15 protein-coding genes are annotated in these 19,026 nt (G+C 61.2%); 7 read left to right on the top strand and 8 right to left on the bottom strand.

Annotated elements, in window-relative coordinates:
* Positions 1-26 precede the first annotated feature (26 nt).
* The 3 genes from choV to EPK99_RS08800 form a co-directional block, all read right to left on the bottom strand.
* Positions 27-1,085, bottom strand: a complete 1,059-nt coding sequence (gene choV / locus EPK99_RS08810) for a choline ABC transporter ATP-binding protein (protein WP_128442662.1) — start codon at positions 1,083-1,085, stop codon at positions 27-29.
* Positions 1,082-1,945: a choline ABC transporter permease subunit gene (choW, locus tag EPK99_RS08805; protein ID WP_128442661.1), complete on the bottom strand. Its 864-nt coding sequence runs from the start codon at positions 1,943-1,945 to the stop codon at positions 1,082-1,084. Before choW ends, choV begins: the two co-directional genes overlap by 4 nt.
* 85 nt (positions 1,946-2,030) lie before the next feature.
* Complete coding sequence (locus EPK99_RS08800) at positions 2,031-2,984, bottom strand: choline ABC transporter substrate-binding protein (protein WP_128442660.1); 954 nt, start codon at positions 2,982-2,984, stop codon at positions 2,031-2,033.
* A gap of 189 nt (positions 2,985-3,173) precedes the next feature.
* Between EPK99_RS08800 and EPK99_RS08795 the strand changes: the two genes are divergently transcribed.
* The 3 genes from EPK99_RS08795 (at position 3,174) to EPK99_RS08785 (ending at position 6,037) form a co-directional block, all read left to right on the top strand.
* A complete protein-coding gene (locus tag EPK99_RS08795) occupies positions 3,174-3,791 on the top strand; it encodes a thymidine kinase (RefSeq protein WP_128442659.1) in 618 nt (205 codons plus the stop codon).
* Positions 3,792-3,848: 57 nt separating this feature from the next.
* Positions 3,849-4,760, top strand: coding sequence for a hypothetical protein (locus EPK99_RS08790; protein ID WP_128442658.1), 912 nt, complete (start codon positions 3,849-3,851; stop codon positions 4,758-4,760).
* Positions 4,761-4,861: 101 nt separating this feature from the next.
* Positions 4,862-6,037, top strand: a complete 1,176-nt coding sequence (locus EPK99_RS08785) for a DUF2333 family protein (RefSeq protein WP_128442657.1) — start codon at positions 4,862-4,864, stop codon at positions 6,035-6,037.
* A gap of 20 nt (positions 6,038-6,057) precedes the next feature.
* Here EPK99_RS08785 and EPK99_RS08780 read toward each other — a convergent pair whose 3' ends face one another.
* Positions 6,058-6,774, bottom strand: coding sequence for a helix-turn-helix transcriptional regulator (locus tag EPK99_RS08780; protein WP_164901737.1), 717 nt, complete (start codon positions 6,772-6,774; stop codon positions 6,058-6,060).
* Between the two features lie 309 nt (positions 6,775-7,083).
* Positions 7,084-9,375 carry a TonB-dependent hemoglobin/transferrin/lactoferrin family receptor gene (locus tag EPK99_RS08775; RefSeq protein ID WP_164901736.1) on the bottom strand — a complete coding sequence of 764 codons (2,292 nt, stop codon included), beginning with the start codon at positions 9,373-9,375 and terminating at the stop codon, positions 7,084-7,086.
* 325 nt (positions 9,376-9,700) lie between these two features.
* Here EPK99_RS08775 and EPK99_RS08770 point away from each other — a divergent pair, with 325 nt between their 5' ends.
* Positions 9,701-11,377, top strand: coding sequence for a formate--tetrahydrofolate ligase (locus EPK99_RS08770; protein ID WP_128442654.1), 1,677 nt, complete (start codon positions 9,701-9,703; stop codon positions 11,375-11,377).
* 118 nt (positions 11,378-11,495) lie between these two features.
* Positions 11,496-11,762: a hypothetical protein gene (locus EPK99_RS08765; protein ID WP_128442653.1), complete on the top strand. Its 267-nt coding sequence runs from the start codon at positions 11,496-11,498 to the stop codon at positions 11,760-11,762.
* A gap of 216 nt (positions 11,763-11,978) precedes the next feature.
* Here the strand turns inward: EPK99_RS08765 and EPK99_RS08760 are convergent, their stop codons facing one another.
* A complete protein-coding gene (locus EPK99_RS08760) occupies positions 11,979-13,220 on the bottom strand; it encodes an extensin family protein (protein ID WP_128442652.1) in 1,242 nt (413 codons plus the stop codon).
* Between the two features lie 305 nt (positions 13,221-13,525).
* Here EPK99_RS08760 and EPK99_RS08755 point away from each other — a divergent pair, with 305 nt between their 5' ends.
* A complete protein-coding gene (locus EPK99_RS08755) occupies positions 13,526-15,715 on the top strand; it encodes an anthranilate synthase (protein WP_128442651.1) in 2,190 nt (729 codons plus the stop codon).
* Positions 15,716-15,812: 97 nt separating this feature from the next.
* Here the strand turns inward: EPK99_RS08755 and EPK99_RS08750 are convergent, their stop codons facing one another.
* Both EPK99_RS08750 and EPK99_RS08745 read right to left on the bottom strand, forming a co-directional pair.
* The gene (locus tag EPK99_RS08750; protein WP_128442650.1) at positions 15,813-16,142 is read right to left on the bottom strand and encodes a hypothetical protein; all 330 of its coding nucleotides are present in this window, start codon (positions 16,140-16,142) and stop codon (positions 15,813-15,815) included.
* A gap of 106 nt (positions 16,143-16,248) precedes the next feature.
* Entirely contained in the window at positions 16,249-17,169 is a 921-nt protein-coding gene (locus EPK99_RS08745; protein WP_128442649.1) for a LysR family transcriptional regulator, read from the bottom strand.
* 178 nt (positions 17,170-17,347) lie between these two features.
* On the opposite strand from EPK99_RS08745, the gene EPK99_RS08740 reads away from it, so the two are divergent.
* Positions 17,348-18,925 (top strand): MFS transporter, encoded by a 1,578-nt coding sequence (locus tag EPK99_RS08740; RefSeq protein WP_128442648.1) that lies wholly within the window; start codon positions 17,348-17,350, stop codon positions 18,923-18,925.
* Positions 18,926-19,026: the final 101 nt, after the last annotated feature.

Raw genomic sequence — 19,026 nt, 5'->3', positions numbered from 1 at the left:
GTAATATAAGGTTGTTCGCGGCACTTCTAGCGGAGGCTCGCTCTGCGGCGGTGTCTCGTCAGACCAGTGATAACATCGTCCGACGAGATGGTGCCGATGATGGCTCCATTCTCCACGACGGCGATCGAGCCCGTCTGCCGCGACAGGGCATCGAGGATGTCCACCAGCGGTGTTTCGCTTCGGGCCGTGCCTGCGACCGATGCCGATGCCGCTTCCGGCTGAACCCCGGCGCGCATGACATCTCCGGCCGTGAGCATGGTGATCGGGTTGAGGTGCTGCACGAAGTCTGCGACGTAATTGTCGGCAGGCTCGCGGACAATCTCCTGCGGCGTACCGCATTGGACAATGCGGCCGCCTTCCATGATGGCGATGCGATTGCCGATGCGGAAGGCCTCGTCGAGATCGTGGCTGACGAAGAGGATGGTTTTCTTGAGCCTGCGCTGGAACTCCAGAAGCTCGTCCTGCAGGCGCGTGCGGATCAACGGATCGAGAGCGGAAAAGGGCTCGTCCATAAGAAGAATCGGCGCACCGGTTGCAAAGGCGCGGGCAAGGCCGACGCGCTGCTGCATGCCGCCCGACAGTTCGCCCACCTTGCGATCCGCCCATTTGGCCAGGTTCACCAGTTCGAGCTGTTCGGCGACCCGCTTGCGGCGTTCGGCCTCGGCCACGCCTGCAAGCTCGAGACCAAAGCCGACATTTTCGGCCACCGTGCGCCAGGGCAGGAGGCCGAACTGCTGGAACACCATGGAGACGGTGTGCATGCGCAGATCACGCAATGTCTTGGCGCTTGCCTTGTATGGATCGACCGGACCCGATGGCGTCGCCACGGTCACGCTGCCGCGCACGACCGGTGCAAGGCCATTGACCGCCCGCAGCAGGGTCGATTTTCCGGAGCCGGAAAGCCCCATCAGCACGAGGATTTCGCCTTCGCGAATGGCGAGCGAGGCATCGGCAACCCCGAGTACGATTCCCGTTTCGGCGGCGATCTCGTCTCGTGTGCGGCCCTGATCGATCAGTGCAATCGCGCGTTCCGGACGGTCGCCGAAGACGATGTCGACATTGCCGAAGATAACTGCGTCGCTCATGACTTCTTCCCCGCTTCAGCGGTGCGGAACATGCGGTCCAGGATGATGGCGAGGATGACGATGCAGAAGCCTGCATCGAAGCCGCGGGCGATGTTGACCGTATTCAGTGCCCGTACGACTGGGACGCCGAGCCCCGGGGCGCCGACCAGGGCTGCGATCACCACCATGGAAAGCGAGAGCATGATGGTCTGGGTGAGGCCGGCCATGATCTGCGGCATGGCATAGGGAAGCTCCACCTTGCGCAGTACCTGCGAGGGTGTGGCGCCGAAGGCAATGGCCGCTTCCGTCAGGGCTTCCGGCGTCGAGATGATGCCAAGCCTCGTCAGGCGGACGGGCGCCGGAATGGCGAAGATGACGGTTGCGATGAGGCCCGGGACCATGCCGAGGCCGAACAGGATGAGCGCCGGGATAAGGTAGACGAAGGTCGGGATGGTCTGCATCAGGTCGAGGATGGGGCGCAGGAATTCGTAGAGCCAGGGGCGGCGGGCGGAAGCGATGCCAAGCGGGATGCCGACAAGCATGCAGACGGCGGTTGCGGCGAGAACCAGTGCCAGCGTTTCCGTCGTCTCCTTCCAGTAGCCCTGGTTATAGATGAGCAGGAGGCCGATCCCGGTGAAGGCGGTGATCCCGATCGAGCGACGCAGCAGAAAGGCGAGGGCCGTGACCACAGCGATCAGCACGAAGGGGTTCGGCCACTGGAGGACGAAAAGAAGAGCATTGATCATGGCCGAAAGAACTGCGGAGAGCCAGTCGAAGAACCAGTCGGCATGAGCCGTCAGCCCATCCACGACGTCCTTCGCCCAGTTGCCGAGGCGCAGTTTGCCGGTCGAATCCGCGAGCCATTCGGGAAGCCAGTTCACGTCTCTTGCCTGCCTTGTCGGAGTAAAATCTCAGCCGGGAAGCGGAAGGGCCGGATGCCGGCCCTTCGCCATGACAAACGTGATCTTACAGGCCGAGCTTGGCCTTGACGGCTGCAGCACCGGGCTTGCCGTCCTTGGTCGTGACATTGGCCAGCCACGGCTCAACGGCCGAACCATTCGCTTTCAGCCATTTGGTGGCTGCCGCTTCCGGCTCGTCGCCATCGTTCAGAATGCTGCCCATGATCTGATTTTCCATGGGAAGAGCGAACTTCAGGTTCTTGATGAAGGTGCCAACATTCGTGCATTCCTGCGCATAGCCGGCGCGGATATTGGTAAAGACTTCGGCGCCGCCGAAATTGGGGCCGAAGACATCGTCGCCGCCGGTCAGGTAGGTGAGCTTGAAATTGCTGTTCATCGGATGAGGCTCCCAACCGAGGAAGATTACCGGCTGGCCGGCCTTTTCGGCGCGGGCGACCTGGGCCAGCATGCCCTGTTCGGAGGATTCGACCACTTCGAAGCCCTTGAGGCCGAAGCTGTTCTTTTCGATCATGCCGAGGATAAGGCGGTTGCCGTCATTGCCGGGCTCGATGCCGTAAATCTTGCCCTCCAGCGCATCCTTCTTGGCGGCGATATCCTTGAAATCCTTGATGCCGAGTTCCGCACCCTTGGCATTGGTTGCGAGCGTGTACTTGGCGCCGACCAGGTTGGGGCCGAAGGATTCGACGCTCTTGTCGGTCAGGAAGGGGCGAACATCGGCTTCCTGCGTCGGCATCCAGTTGCCGAGGAAGACGTCGATATCCTTGTTCTTGAGCGAAGAGTAGGTGACCGGCACGGACAGGACCTTGATGTCGGTCTCGTAGCCGAGCGCCTTCAGGAGCACGGAGGCTGTGGCGGTGGTGGCCGTGATGTCAGTCCAGCCGACGTCGGAGAACCGGACCTTGCCGCAGCTTTCAGGCTCGGCGGCCGCAGCCGTCCCCGCAAGGACGAGAAGAGAGGCGGCAAAGGCGAGGGTCGTCTTCAGCGGAGAGGTGATGCGCATGATGTGCTCCCGTTTTTATGTTCCCGCCATTATCAATAACTCTCTTCAACAGGCAAGCGTGCGCATTGCACCCTTTGAAGAGGGGTATTTGCGACATCGTGTTCCGCGGCATGATGGTGCCCCGAGTTTTTTGTGGTTATCGCAGCCCAGATGCTTCCCTTGGATCGCAATGCGCATCAAAAGACGCTCATGGCCAAGCTCTATTTCCACTACGCGACAATGAATGCCGGCAAGTCCACCATGCTCCTGCAGGCCTCCTACAATTACCGGGAGCGCGGCATGCGTACAGTGATATTCACTGCCGGTCTGGACGATCGTGCCGGCAAGGGGCGGGTGTCGTCGCGCATCGGATTGTCGTCCGACGCCATTCCCTTCAGCGCTGCGGATGACCTGCTCGAGACGATCAGCGGTTTGTGTACGCAGGAGCCGATCGCCTGCGTTTTCGTGGATGAGGCACAGTTCCTGTCGGCGGAGCAGGTGTGGCAGTTGGCGCGGGTGTCGGATCGGCTGGGCATCCCTGTCATGGCCTATGGGTTGCGGACGGACTTCCAGGGCAAGCTGTTTCCGGGTTCGCTGGAGCTTCTGGCGATCGCCGACGAGTTGCGCGAAGTACGAACCATCTGCTTTTGCGGCCGCAAAGCAACCATGGTCGTGCGTCTCGACCTGGAGGGCAGGTTGGTTCGCGAAGGGGCGCAGGTGGAAGTAGGCGGAAACGAGAAATATGTCTCGCTTTGCCGGCGCCACTGGGAAGCGCAGATGTCCTGTGAGGCGGTGCCAATCACCGCATACGAGGGTGACCAACCATAGCCGCTGGCGAAATTCGCTGCTCACGCTATCTTGACCGCAGCGGCGGAGGGAATGTGCGTGGCGGAACCGGGCTTCAACCAGAAACTCGCGGAGATCGGGAGGCATTTGACCGCCATGCGGGCTTCCGTCGAAGCGTCTCGCAGCGTGCTGTCGCAGGCGGTCCAGCAGCGGCGCCTGCCGGAGGACGAGGTTCTGGCGGCAGAAGAGCAACGCCAGCGCGATGATGCGGGCCGATGGCGGAACACGGAAGGGGCGCTTGCAGCAGAGGTCGCCATGCTTGGCGAGGCAGCGGCCCGTCATAAGCTTGCTTTCGACCGGCGCGACCAGCCAACCGGCATGGAGCGCCTGCTCGGTCGTTTCTCCAGAGCGGCCATGCGAAAGCGTACCGTGCGCCGTTGGTTAAGGCTCGACAGCTTCGATCGCTTAGGCGCTATGATGCGGCAGGCGGATGCGCTCTACGGTCTCCTGTCGGCGGAAAGGCAGCATCTTCTGGAGGAGCGGCATGGCTGCGAGTCGGATCTGGTGCAATTGGCTCAGCAGCGGGCAGATATGCTGCAGCAGTTGGAGATGGAGCCGGGCGCCGCAGCACGCGCGGAGGCGGTCGGCTTGGTGGAGGACACTCTGCGCCTGTTCGGAACCCTGGCGACGGCTTTGAACGACCGCGTGGCGAGCTGCAACGTCCTCCTGCATAAACTCGCGGTGGAGACGGAGGAAATTCTGATCCTCTACCGGGTGCTGGCCGATCTCGGAGCGCAGGGTCCGGCGGCGGAGGCCGATCTTGCGCGCCTGCCGCATCTTCGCGAGGCTCATGAACGGTTCCGCAGCGGACGGCTGATCGGGCTTGATCTGGACCGGCTGCGGGAGAAGGCCGATGCCGGTTTCTTCCTGAAGTTTCCAGCGCATGCACCGGCGCGGTCAGGCTCCGAAACTGCATCGGGCTCGCCAGTTTCGTCCGGCAATTCCGGCTGACCGAGTGTTCCGCGGGATCGGCGGACGCGGGCGCTGTTGTGGAATGCCGAGCCAGCACATATCTGTGTGGCTCGGATGCCAGCGCTTCACAGGAGACTGCAATGCTCGACCGCATGACCGCCTTTTTCCAGCGGATGGGCCAGATGGCCGGCAGAGGGGTCGGCCTTCTTATCGCCTGGCTGGTCTGGCCGTTCATGGCGGCGCATGGCTGGTATCGAGGCCGGCACTGGATGGTGAAGGGACCGGTGCTGGCTCTGCTTGTGCTGTTTGCCGGCCTCTACGGCTATTTCCTATGGCAGACGCAGGTCTGGAAGGACTTCGACCCCAATTACGTGGATCGCTACCGCTGGTCGGAACGGGTAGTGCCAGCTGGGCAGGAACTGCCGGCAATCGCGCCCGCCAGTGCGAATGCTACCATCGCCGCACCTCAGACGACCCAAGCCTCCCAGGCGCCCGCGGCCAAGCAGTGCCAGTCTTCCGCGATCGTCGATGTGGCTGCCGATCTCACCGATATGAACGTCAACCAGAACGCCTGGATTTCGTCCATGCTGCTCTACAGGCTGGGTCTGTTCGGGATGGATTGGGACAGCACGCCGTTTCTGGACAACAAGGCCTCCTTCCAGCGCGGGGTCAACCAGGCGGTCCGACGCACTTCTGTCGAACTGGTCGATACGCTGGCGAGGATGAGGGGCACGTCCGGCATCAACAACAATCTCCAGATCGCCCGCAGCAATCTGCAGTTCGATGAATACTCCTGGTATTTCGGCTTAAGCCCCTTCGGGCCGAAAACTCCGACACCCAGCTATTACCGCTCGGCCATCAACAATCTGCGGACGTTCAATACTGAGCTGACCGCCTGCGGCGCAGTGTTCGACAGCCGGGCGGATAACCTGGTGCAGTTCATCGACCGCATCGCCAACGATCTCGGCGGCACCTCGGCGATCCTCAAGGAGCGGTCGGAAAACTTCAATGGCGGCTGGTTCGACACGCGCGCAGACGACCGCTTCTGGTTCGCCTATGGCCAGCTCTACGGCTATTACGGAATACTTGCCGCCGCCGGCGCTGACTTCTCACAGGTCATTCGCGAGCGGAACCTCGGGCCGCTGTGGATGGAAACGCTGGCGCAGCTGAAGTCGGCGCTGCGCATCCAGCCGGCAATTATTTCGAACGGCCGCGAAGATGGCTGGATCATGCCGACCCATCTCGCCGTCATGGGCTTCTATATTCTGCGGGTGCGTTCGAACCTGGTGGAAGTGCGCGCGGTGCTCGACCGCTAGATCGTCTCGGGCATATCGGATTATGCGATGAGCTTTAGTCTCAAGGCCTTGGCGACCAGCTGGGTGCGGTTCGCGCAATCGAGCTTCTTGATGGCATTGTTCATGTAGGCGTTGATCGTGTGGTCCGACAGGGACAGGATCTTTCCGATCTCGACAGAGGTCTTGCCCTGCGACGTCCACCTTAGTACCTCGAGTTCGCGCAATGTCAGCAGGCTGGCGGCTCTCGACTCGGCCCGGCGGATCCGGTCGAACACTCCGAAAACGTGAAGCAGGATCATGCCGATCTCGTTGAGTTCCACCTGCGTCAGCCGTGGACGGCTACCGTCGAGGTGCAAACGAAATCCACTGCCATCCACCGAGTGGAGCGCCATGGCGACGCTGGTGATCATCTCATATTTGCGCTGAAGGTTCACGAGTTCCGGCGTGAAAGTCATGTCATGGGGCTGGATGCTGTCATCGAGCGTCCAGCACAGGGGAGGAGCAATATGCGCCAGGGTTGAGTCGACGGGACATTTGCGCAGAAGCCGTTGCCGGTCATACTCGCGAATATAGTCCTTTGGCAGATTGCTCTCCAGGAGGACCCGCTCCAGCAGAACTTCCTCGATTTGAGGCACTGCGACCAGCATGAAATGGCGGAAACCGAATTCATGGGTAATACGTGCAAGAGCTTGAGTAATCTCAAGCCGCGACTCTGCAGCGGAAATTTCACTGCTAAGAATAGACTGCCGCTCCAGCATGATCATATCTGAGGCAAAATTTTCTCTGATTAAGATGCGGGCAAGGTTTAAAGGAACGGTCCTGAAATACTAGTGGAATTTATGGTATGGAACCGCTTGCAACCAACTATCCCGATCTAATATCGGATTGTGACGTCGAATAGTCGGAGAGAGACGCTTTGGCCGAGCGAGCATCCGAATCGGATCTTGTCCTCGCCCTTGTTCAACCGGGGCCGGTCGATCGATCCCAAGCATACGAATATCAAGCATACGAATATGCTGAAACGCCGCGGGCAAGCCCGCGGCGTTTTTGTCATGTTTACAATGTCCTCAGAACTGTTTGGTGATCGATACCTTGAAGCTGCGGCCAGGCTCGCTGAAGTAGTCCCTTGCAGCGACAGTGGTTCCATCCGGGACGCCGACGGCATCCCAATACTTCTTGTCGAAGATGTTGAAGACGCCTGCCTGTACCTTCAGTCCGGACACGTCCATTTCCCCGATCTTTGTCGGCGCCCACCAGATGGTGGCATCGACAAGGCCGTAGCCCGGCGCCTTGAAGCCGGTGCCGCTGACCTTGTTGCGGGCGGAAGCAAGGGTCAGGGAGACGTCGGAGCCCCAAGTTTCGGCGGAGTAGCCGAGGCCGACAATGGCTCTCAAGGGCGCAACCGAGTTCAGATATTCGTTGCTGTCGGTATCCCTGCCATGGGTCCAGGCAAATGAGCCCCATGTGCGCCAGTTCGGATCGAAGCGCCATTCGCCGCCGAGTTCCACGCCATAGATGCGGACGTGGTTGAGATTGTCGTAGCCGGTGATGCCGCCGACCGGATATTCCCCACCCGGAGGAGCGATCGTCACCGTATCGATGAAGTTGCGGTAGTAGTTGTTGAAGACGCTTGCCTTCAGCGAATAGTCGGTCGCGTCATATTTGGCGCCGATCTCGAAGCCGTTGCTGGTTTCCGTTTCCAGCTGCGGGTTGCCGATCGTGGCGTAGGAGCCTGGCGCACCGTAGTTCTGGTAGAGCTCGGTCGCCGTCGGTGCCCGGAAGCCACGCGCATATTGCGCGTAGAGCTCGAGTTCCTGCGTGGCTTTCCAGCCAATGCGAAGCTTGGGCGAAATGCCGAAATCGTCGTTCGATTGCAGATAAGCCGGATCGAAATTGGGGCTGCCCTCGAAGGCTGCGGTGGATTTCGGGTCGTAGCTGTACCAGTCGAAACGAAGGCCTGGCGTCACCGTCAGACGATCCTCGAAGAACTTGATGTCGTCTTCCGCATACATGCCGAAAGTGACGCCGTTCACGTCGGGCATGTCGGAGGAGTTGGAATGCAGCAGCCGGCATGACTGAGGACCGAACGGCTGCGGGATGGTGGTCCAATCCACGTCGGGGCAATTGTCTACGCCTGAGGAATACTGGTGAATATCCTGCCAGGAGAGTTCGCCGCCGAAGCGGAAGCTGTGCTTCAGGCCGCCGAATTCCGTTTCCTTGGCTGCGCTGCCCGTCAGGCCGTAAGTCGATTGCTCGATCATGTTGTCGCGCTTGTAGGGCCCGAATGGGAAGCCGTAATAATTTGCCGCGCCGGCTGGGGTGCCGCCCAGCGCGCTTGGAATGCGGATGCCGTCCGTCGTGTTGTTGAGCCTCTGACGCTGCCAGTAGGCGGTGAGGTTGGCCTGGTCGAGCCAATCCGTATTGTCGGGAGAGACGAAGTCATAGGAGGCGGAGATGCGCTTGCGGTCTGTCTCCTCGCCTGACTTCAGGCTGCCCGGCACATAGCTGGACGTGCTGCCGCGCCTGTTGTCGGTATCGTCGTCGCGGTTGAAGAATTCGCCGGTGAGGCCGAGCCGATGACCGCCCTCCAGATACTGGTGGAACTTCACCAGCAGGTTTTTCTGGTTGTAATCCATCGGGTTGGCTTCGGTGCGGCTGGCGCCGTAACTGTCGATATCGCCCTGGTTGTCGGTCTCGTGGCCGCGCTTGTAGCCACCCTGGACCAATAGCCAGGTATCGTCCACATGCCCGGCGATGGCCGCATTGCTGCCGACGCTGTTGTCGGTGCTGTCATAGGTCGTTTTGGTGAGCGCGCCGAAGCTCTTGCCCTCAGGCACGATGTCTTCCGGGTTGAGCGTGTAGAGCTGAACGGCGCCACCGAGCGCGCCGGAGCCGACGCGGCTGGAATCTGCGCCCTTCGTGATATCCATCGAAGACAGGCTCTCGAAGTCGAAGGAGTTGGCGCCACCCTTGGCACTCTGGCGCGGGTCGATCAGCCAGGGGATGCGAATGCCGTCGATGGTCGTCAGCACGCGCTCGTCCTGCAGGCCGCGGATATTGATGCTCTTGCTATTGCTGTTGAAGTTGACGCCCGCATCCACCCGGCGCGCAAAATCGCGGAAATCGGTGACCATGCGCTGCTGGAGGACGGTGCGTTCCGTGGTCTCCGTCAGGGGCGAATCGATCACCCGACCCGTCTTCTTGTCGCGCAGCACGATTGGTTTTAGTTCCGTCGACACGGCGGCGGAATCTTCGGCTTTGGCCGCATCCTGCGCCTGGGTCGGAAGCGCCAGTCCCCAGCCAAGAATGAAGGCTGTGCCGGCAGCTAAATAACGGTGTCGTGGCGAACGCGTAGCCATAATTACCCCCTGAAAAAAGACATGCAGAAACCTCGCGCGCCGCGATGTCCGGGCGCACGTGGAACCGATTGACAGTGTTGATTTCCGCCACCGCGGAAGCCCCGGCTGCAGACTTATTAAATCTCCACATTTTGAGTCAAGTTTAAAGTTGGGCTTCTTGGTCATGTTTTTAATTGCGTGGTAATTGCGCATCCGAGGCCTCACGTCTCATTCGTCCGTCGGACGAATGAGCGTCTTCACTTTCGGACCTATTCCCACGTGAGCCGGGGTTCGCTATCCATGGCTCGGCCACCTGCAGGTGGCGAAGGATTGGCAGAGGGACAAGATGGCTTTCAAATCGGATATCGAGATCGCGCGCGCTGCCTCCAAGAAGCCGATCCTGGAGATCGGCGCGAAGCTCGGCATCCCGGCCGAGGCGCTGGCGCCCTATGGTCATGACAAGGCAAAGATCGGCGCCGATTTCATTCACTCCCTGTCCGATCGCAAGGACGGGAAGCTGATCCTGGTGACGGCAATCAACCCAACGCCTGCGGGTGAAGGGAAGACGACAACGACGGTCGGGCTCGGCGACGGGCTGAACCGCATTGGCAAGCAAGCCGTGATCTGCGTGCGAGAGCCTTCGCTCGGTCCATGTTTCGGGGTCAAGGGCGGGGCGGCCGGCGGCGGCTATGCGCAGGTGGTGCCCATGGAGGACATCAACCTGCATTTCACCGGCGATTTCCACGCGATCACCTCGGCGCATAATCTGCTCTCAGCGATGATCGACAACCACATCTACTGGGGTAACGAACTGGACATCGATACGCGCCGCATCAGCTGGCGGCGGGTGATGGACATGAACGACAGGGCGCTGCGTCAGGCGGTCATTTCACTCGGCGGCGTCTCCAACGGGTTTCCACGCGAGAGCGGGTTCGACATTACCGTCGCCTCGGAGGTCATGGCGATCCTGTGTCTGGCGCAGGATCTGGCTGACCTCGAAAAACGGCTCGGCGACATCGTCGTCGCCTACCGCTTCGACCGCTCGCCTGTCTTTGCGCGGGACCTGAAGGCTGACCGCGCCATGGCAGTGCTCTTGAAGGACGCCATGCAGCCCAATCTGGTCCAGACGCTCGAAAACAATCCGGCGCTTGTGCATGGCGGTCCCTTCGCCAATATCGCCCATGGCTGCAATTCGGTGATCGCCACCAAGGCGGCGCTGAAGCTGGGCGACTATGTGGTGACCGAGGCGGGCTTCGGTGCCGATCTGGGGGCCGAGAAGTTCTTCGACATCAAATGCCGCAAGGCTGGGTTGAGGCCCGACGCGGCGGTCATCGTCGCGACGGTGCGGGCGCTGAAGATGAATGGCGGCGTGAAGAAGGACGAGCTTTCGGCGGAAAATGTAGATGCTCTTGTCCGCGGTTGCGCCAATCTTGGCCGTCACATTGCCAATGTCCGCAAGTTCGGCGTGCCGGTGGTGGTGGCAATCAACCACTTTACCTCCGACACGGATGCGGAAGTGGCGGCGGTCAAGGAATACGTGTCGCGGCATGGTGCGGAAGCGATCCTCTGCCGCCATTGGGCGGAAGGCTCGGCCGGCATAGAGGATCTGGCATACAAAGTGGTCGAACTCGCCGAAGGCGGGCAGGCTGATTTTCAGCCGCTGTACCCGGACGCGATGCCACTGCTCGAGAAGATCGAGACGGTCGCCACCAAGATCTATCACGCGGCGGAGGTCACCGCCGATCGGACGGTGCGCGATCAGTTGAAGGCCTGGGAGGAACAGGGCTACGGTGATCTGCCTGTCTGCATCGCGAAGACGCAATATTCCTTTTCCACCAATCCGACGCTTCTGGGCGCACCGGAAGGGCATGTGGTGCATGTTCGCGAAGTTCGGCTTTCAGCGGGGGCCGGCTTCGTGGTCGCGATCACCGGCGATATCATGACCATGCCGGGCCTGCCGCGCGTGCCTTCCGCCGAGCGGATATTTCTCAACGAGGAAGGTTTGATCGAAGGTTTATTTTGAAATTCCTAATAAAATCCTTTGGGATCCAAGTAAGGAACACAAACGCTTCTTCCGTATTATGGCTGCGTGGGAACGACGTGACGTCCGTTCCATCCAATTCTGCGCGGAGAAGGTCCATATGTCAGTTTCATTCAAGAAAATGTCGTTGATTGCTTTTGCTGCCCTGGCTGGGGCCGCAGCGGTGCAAGCTCCTGTTCAAGCCGCCGATCCGGTTGTCGGCTATTATGCACAGCCGGCGGTTCGGGTGCATCGGGAACGGCCACGCGTGATCCGCACCACCTACATCCACCGCGAGCCGCTGGATTGCCAGACGCTGAAGATCACCGAGCCGGATCACACCAAATTCGTGAAGCACTGCTTCCCGCCGGTCTTCGATCGTTCCTGATATCGATTGATCGACAAACGGCCGATGCCGCCGCAGGGCTGCATCGGCTTTTTGCGTCTTCGATTCATGAGTCTCACCAAAGGCTTGCGCTGCCGCTTTGAGGCAGGATTTGATGCTCTTCACAATTCGATTCAACGATAAGTGAAGCCGTCATGCGGGGGGCTGGTCTCAGGCCGCATCGCTAGCCTTCGTTCTCGCCAAATTGATGCCGTAAGATTACTCGCAGATCCGGTAGCCGCCGTTGCGGTCGATCACGTCAAGATGCATGTGGGTCTCGTGCGACGCGTCGCTTCCAGGTGCCAGCACGGTGGTGAAGTGAAGGCAGGCACCTGCCGTCACCGTGCGCTGGAAAGCGCCCTCCATCGTGTGATCGTTGCTGCGGGGCGTCATCTCCATCTTCTCCCCATTGTCGAACTTGAACGCGGCGACATCAAAGCCATTGCCGCGAGCGTGTTCGGAGATCTTGCCGGTTGCCGCGCTGTTGCGAAGGCGGCAGGCATAAGTAGATCCCGGAACAATGACTGTAATGCGGCGGGCAGGAATGGCGACGCTCATGGCGGGTTGCACCGTATCCTTCAGCCAATGACCGAGGGCCTGCGCCGTCTTGCAGCGCATGACGGCTCCGCCGACATCAATGCCCGGCAGCACTTCTGCGACCTTGATCGGCTTGTCTATGCCGCAGCCCTCGCCATCGTCGATCCGGTCGATCGGCTTGAATTTGGTGCCCAAGGCTTCGAGGTCTGCGAGGCAGGCCTTCAGCTCCTCCGGATCTTCCGTGGCAATGGGCGGCGGTGGTGGGGGTGCCGGCTCCTCGGGCTTTTGGTCTGGCTTAGGTGGCTCGGCATTGCTCGGCTGGGCAGGCGTCGGCTCTGCCGGTGACGCGCTTGCAGGCGCTGGGTTGGCGACGGGTGCCTCTACTTTGCCTGGCGCGGGACTTTCATCGGCGGGCTTGGGCAGGGGCTTCGGAACGTCGGCCTCGTGCGCCGGCTCGGACGCGGTCGCGGGCTGCTGCACGGTCGGCGCTTCCGGCTGGTCTGCGGGCGCGGGAGCGGTGGTTGGCTGGCTTGCCGGCTGATCGGCCGGTCGGCTTGGGCTCGGCGTCACCGGCGCCGTTTCCGGAACGGGCGTTGCGACGGCGGGAGCGGCAGGCTCCGTTGCCGGTACAGGCGGTGCACTTGTGTCAGCCTCCGTGGTGGGCTTCGGCGTCGGCACGGGGATCACAGCAGGCGCCGACGGAGCGGTCGGGCGGGCCTGCGACGTGCGGGTACGGCGGTTGGTCGCAGGGGAATGACGACGCCCGCCATTATCCTGCAATAGGCGATCCAGAAAGTTGACCTCCACGACATTCGCTTGCTGCGTCTGGTTTTGCGAGGCCTGGGGTATCGGTCGGTTCGGCGGCGGGCTTGCCCCCACAAGCAGGGGAAGACCCGCCAGAACTGCCATCCATGCGTGCTGCATCCACTAACCTTCCCAGCCGTGTTCCCGATTTTCAGTCAGGTAACGCGCATGTCGTGGATTTGGTCGCACGGGAACCCCCAAGAAATTCACTTGCGCGTCGTTGCGGCTCACGGTAACAACTTCGCCCATGACGAACTCGATGAACATTGGCAACTGGTGGTGGGTACGCTTCGTGCGGCCTTGACCAGTCATGTCCATCGACAAGACGACACAAGCCGCCCGGGAACCGAGGCGGCTTTTTTATTGGCCGTTTTCAGGATCCGGGCAGACGGAAATTCCGGGAAGCAGGCATCGGAGAGGCAGACATGGTAACCATTATCCGGGACGACGGGTCCGAAACCTACGAGACAAGGGGCGGCATCGCGGTCAGCCGGCAACGGCGGGCCGCCGATTATGCCACGGCGATCTCCTCCTATGTCGATAGGCTGGACGAGCGCCGCGGCGCCGTGTTTTCCTCGAATTACGAATATCCGGGCCGCTACACCCGTTGGGACACGGCAATCGCCGACCCGCCGCTCGGCATTTCCTCGCTCGGCCGCAAGGTCTGGATCGAGGCCTTCAACGAGCGCGGCGAAGTGCTGCTCGGCTTCGTGTCCGATCGCCTGAAGACCGTCGAGGAGCTGGCGTTGGGCGAGCGCACCGTCCGCCGTCTCGATCTCGATGTTCGCGAACCGAGCCGCGCCTTCACGGAAGAAGAACGCTCCAAAATGCCGACAGTTTTTACCGTTCTGCGCGCAATCGTCGATCTCTTCCACTCCGACGCGGATTCCGCCATCGGCCTGTTCGGCGCCTTCGGCTACGATCTCGCCTTCCAGTTCGACGCGATCAAGCTGTCCATGCAGCGGCCGGAAGACCAGCGCGACATGGTGCTTTACCTGCCCGACGAAATCCTGGTGGTGGATCACCATGCCGCAAAGGCCTGGATCGATCGTTATGATTTTGCCAGGGACGGTATGACGACCGACGGCAAGTCGGACGAGATCGCGCCGGATCCCTTCCAGCGTACGACGGTGGTGCCGCCGAAGGGCGACCACAAGCCGGGCGAATATGCGAGCCTCGTCACCAAGGCCAAAGAAAGTTTCCGGCGCGGCGACCTGTTCGAAGTGGTGCCCGGCCAGAAGTTCATGGAACGCTGCGACTCGAAGCCATCGGAGATCTCCAACCGGCTGAAGGCGATCAACCCGTCGCCCTATTCCTTCTTCATCAATCTCGGCCACCAGGAATATCTGGTCGGCGCCTCGCCGGAAATGTTCGTGCGGGTCTCCGGCCGCCGCATCGAGACCTGCCCGATCTCAGGCACGATCAAGCGCGGCGAGGACGCGATCTCGGACTCGGAGCAGATCCTGAAGCTGCTGAATTCCAAGAAGGACGAGTCGGAACTGACCATGTGCTCCGACGTGGACCGCAACGACAAGTCCCGCGTCTGCGAGCCCGGATCGGTCAAGGTGATCGGCCGGCGCCAGATCGAGATGTATTCGCGCCTCATCCACACGGTGGACCATATCGAGGGACGCCTACGGCCGGATATGGATGCGTTCGACGCCTTCCTCAGCCACGCCTGGGCGGTGACCGTCACCGGCGCCCCAAAGCTCTGGGCAATGCGGTTCGTCGAGGCCAATGAAAAGAGCCCGCGCGCCTGGTATGGTGGGGCGATCGGCATGGTCGGCTTCAATGGCGACATGAATACGGGGCTGACCCTGCGCACCATCCGCATCAAGGATGGCATCGCCGAAGTGCGTGCGGGTGCGACGCTCCTGAACGACAGCGATCCGCATGAAGAAGAGGCCGAGACCGAGCTCAAGGCGTCTGCCATGCTCGCCGCCATTCGCGATGCCCGCTCCGGCAATACCGCCAAGCCGGGCCGAGACGTGGCGAAGGTGGGACTAGGCGTCAAGATCCTGCTGGTCGATCACGAGGACAGTTTCGTCCATACGCTGGCCAATTATTTCCGCCAGACGGGTGCCACGGTTTCGACCGTCCGCACCCCGGTGGCGGAGGAGATCTTCGACCGCATCGATCCCGATCTCGTGGTTCTGTCGCCGGGGCCGGGCAATCCTAAGGATTTCGACTGCAAGACGACGATCAAGACGGCGCGCGCCAAGGGCCTGCCGATCTTCGGTGTCTGCCTCGGCCTGCAGGCGCTGGCGGAAGCCTATGGCGGCGACCTGCGGCACCTGGCGGTGCCGATGCACGGCAAGCCTTCGCGAATCCGCATTCTGGAGCCGGGCGTCGTCTTCTCCGGGCTCGCGCATGAGGTGACGGTCGGGCGCTACCACTCGATCTTCGCCGATCCGAAGACCCTGCATACCGACTTCATGATCACCGCCGAAAGCGAGGACGGCACGATCATGGGCATTGAGCACGTCAAGGAGCCGATAGCGGCGGTGCAGTTCCATCCCGAATCGATCATGTCTTTGGGCGGCGATGCCGGCATGCGGATGATCGAGAACGTGGTGGCGCATCTGGCGCGGCGGCGAGAAACCAAGGCCGCTTAACGGAACCGGGCCCTGCGCCGGCAAAGTTTTCGAAGAGATGCGCCGCCCTCGGCTGGAGGGGCGGCCTTACATCTCGTCATGGCCAGACTGTAGATGCTTAGACCCAGTCCAGTGCCCGTAATACCCCAAGGCCTGCCACCAGCCAGATCGCGAGCGAGATCGTGATCACCACGAGGACGCTTCGGGACGGCGGCGCCTCCATTTTGAGGTCGTCGTAAACCGCGTGCTCGGGCACGCCTTCATCTATCAACCGGCGGGCGAGGGCAAGCTTGTCCTTGAGGGTGACGCTTTGGCTGTCGCTTTCCCAGCCCTTGTCGAACTGGAGGCGGATCACCATCAGGAAGCGCCCACCGTCGATCTGGCGCACTGAAATGCGCCTGATCGTCTCTCGATCCACATCGACAAAAAACTCGAGATCTGACGGCATTTCCTATCCGAAAATGTTAGTTAGAGTTTTCTAACGCAACTTTAAGAAACTATGTATCTCGGATGTTTCTTTCCATAACGCTAACGCGACTCTTTTCCAGAATTTTTTACGCCGAAAGCGGCGGCAGGCTCTCAAAGGTGTCGGCGAACAGGGTTTCGCTGAGATAATCGACGAGAACCCGTACCTTCGGTGAAAGGTGCCTGCTTGATGGCCAGAGCAGGTGGAATTGCCCTGGCGCGTTCAGATGCGCGTCTAGAATAGTTTCCAGCTTCCCCTCGGCGATAGGTTGGCGGGCAAGGAAATCCGGCATGCAGCCAATTCCGAGTCCGTTGATCACGGTGCTTCTGAGCGCTTCCATATTGTTGCAGGTGAAGACCGTGCGCGTATGCAGTTCCGAAGGCTCGTCGGGCAGAATAAGCGGCCATTCCTGCATTCTGCGACTATTCGGGTAGCGGAAGCGGATCGCAAGATGGCCATCCAGATCGCGCGGACATTGGGGTCTACCATGCGCGGCCAAATAGGAAGGAGCTGCGCAAAGCAGCAGCCGGAAAGGCCGCAGCGTGCGTGAAACCAGCCGCGAGTCCGGCAGTTCGCCGCTGCGGATCGCCACATCGATCTCCTCCTCGATCAGATCGATGACCCGATCGTTGAAATCGAGATCGAGTTCGACTTCCGGGTAGCGTCGCATGAATTCCGGCAGCACCGGCAGAAGCAGGTGATAGGTGACGACCGGAACGCTGACGCGCAGCCGCCCGCGCGGAATGGTTATGGTATTCGCCATCGAAGCTTCCGCGTCGTCCAGATCGTCGAGGATGCGCCGGCACCGTTCGTGGAACAGCCGGCCTTCATCGGTCAGACGCAGGCTGCGTGTCGAGCGCTGGAAGAGCCGGACGCCGAGCTCTTTTTCAAGACTCGTCACCGCCTTGCCGACGGCGGACGGCGACAAGCCAAGTATACGGCCCGCCGCGACGAAACTGCCAAAATCGGCAGTGCGCACAAAGGCCGTCAGGTTTCCGAGGCTATTCATTTGCACCTCATTCGAGCGTTCTTTTCCGCAATGTAAGGAAGGTCAGCGAGATTTTTAATCCCAGGCATCCGATTTATCTTCAAAGCGTCAAACAAACGCTTCCGGCCGGAGCGTTGCGGCGACGGCTTCTCCCAGGCCGCCGCTGCTCTTTCCCATTCAAACAGAGCGGATTCAGGATATGACGAAACCCTTACCTGTCGCGACGCGCGAACGCATTTTCGTGCTGATTGCCGTCTGCTGCACGGCCATTGCCATGCCGCTCACATTCACCGGCACAGCGGTTGCCCTGCCATCCATCAGCAGGATGCTCGGCGGCAGTCCTATCGCGCTGAACTGGGTGACCAACGCCTTCATGCTGACCTTCGGAAGCTTGCTGATGGCGGCGGGGGCGCTTGCCGATTGCTATGGACGCAAACGTATCTTCCTGATCGGCCTTGCGCTGTTCGGCCTGTTTTCCGCCGGCCTCGCATTCTCGGCCAATATCGTCTGGTTCGACATGCTGCGTGCCCTGCAGGGTGTCGGCGCCGCAGCGGCTTTCTCCGGCGGCATGGCGTCGCTGGCGCAGAAGTTCGACGGAGAGGCGAGACTGCGCGCCTTCAGCGTTGTCGGCGCCAGCTTCGGGATCGGCCTTGCCTTCGGACCGATCGCGTCGGGCATGATGATCTCGCAATTCGGATGGCCATCGATTTTTGTGCTGGTGATCGGCCTTGCGGTTTTGGCGTTTACGCTGGGTGCGATCTTCCTCGGCGAATCGCGTGATCCGGATGCCACTGGACTCGACTGGAAGGGCGCCGTGAGCTTCACGCTTGCCCTGACGGCGCTGACCTTTGGCGTGTTGCAGGCGCCCGACAGCGGCTGGAGCGATCCATTGGTGATCGTCATGCTGGCGGCGGCAGGCCTGCTGTTTCTGACCTTCGTGCTGATCGAACGATCCGTGCCGCGCCCGATGCTCGATCTTTCGCTGTTCCGTTATCCACGGTTCGTCGGCGTGCAACTGCTGGCTGCCGCGCCCGCCTATGCCTTCGTGGTTCTACTCATCCTGCTGCCGCTGCGGTTCATCGGCATCGAGGGCATGAACGAAGTCGCCGGCGGCCGGATGATGATCGCGCTTTCCGGACCGTTGCTCATCTTGCCGATTGCGGCCGGTCTGCTGACACGATGGTTTTCGCCGGCCATCATCTGCGGTGTCGGACTGGCAATTTCGGCCGCCGGGCTGTTCTGGCTGAGCCGGTTGCCGGTCGGGTCGAATTCCTCGGCGCTGATTGCGCCGCTCTTGACGATCGGCGTCGGCATCAGCCTGCCCTGGGGGCTGATGGACGGCCTAGCCGTCAGCGTCGTGCCGAAGGAGCGGGCCGGCATGGCGACCGGCATATTCAGCACGACGCGGGTTGCGGGCGAAGGCGTGGCGCTGGCCATCGTCACCGCTGTGCTATCTGGCCTGACGGGCGCCAATCTCGGCGTGGCAGCCGGCGACCATGCCGGGGCGATTGCACAGCGGCTAGCGACCGGCGACCTGGCAGATGCCGCAAGTCTTGTACCCTCGCTGGCACCGGCCGATCTGCTCGCCGCCTACAGTGCCGGTTTTTCGACCCTGCTATGGCTGCTGACGGCAATCACTGCTTTCACGGCCCTCGTCGTCTTCGGCTTTCTGGGGCGAGGTGGGGATATCGAAAAGGACCTCGCTGAGGATAAAGACCGGTCGGTTGCGACAAGCGTTGCTGCCCGCGAAGAGCGGATACGCAGTTCCGTCATTTGACAAAACCGGCCGCCCCCGCCATACAGGCACCATTCAAAACCGCCGCAGCGAGATCAACTCGCTGCGGCGGTTTTGCCGTTTTGGGGCAAGCGGTCTGCAAA

Source organism: Neorhizobium lilium (assembly GCF_004053875.1).
GTDB lineage: Bacteria > Pseudomonadota > Alphaproteobacteria > Rhizobiales > Rhizobiaceae > Neorhizobium > Neorhizobium lilii.
The sequence above is the reverse complement of the archived record's forward strand: the minus strand, read 5'-3'. Positions and strand labels throughout refer to the sequence as shown.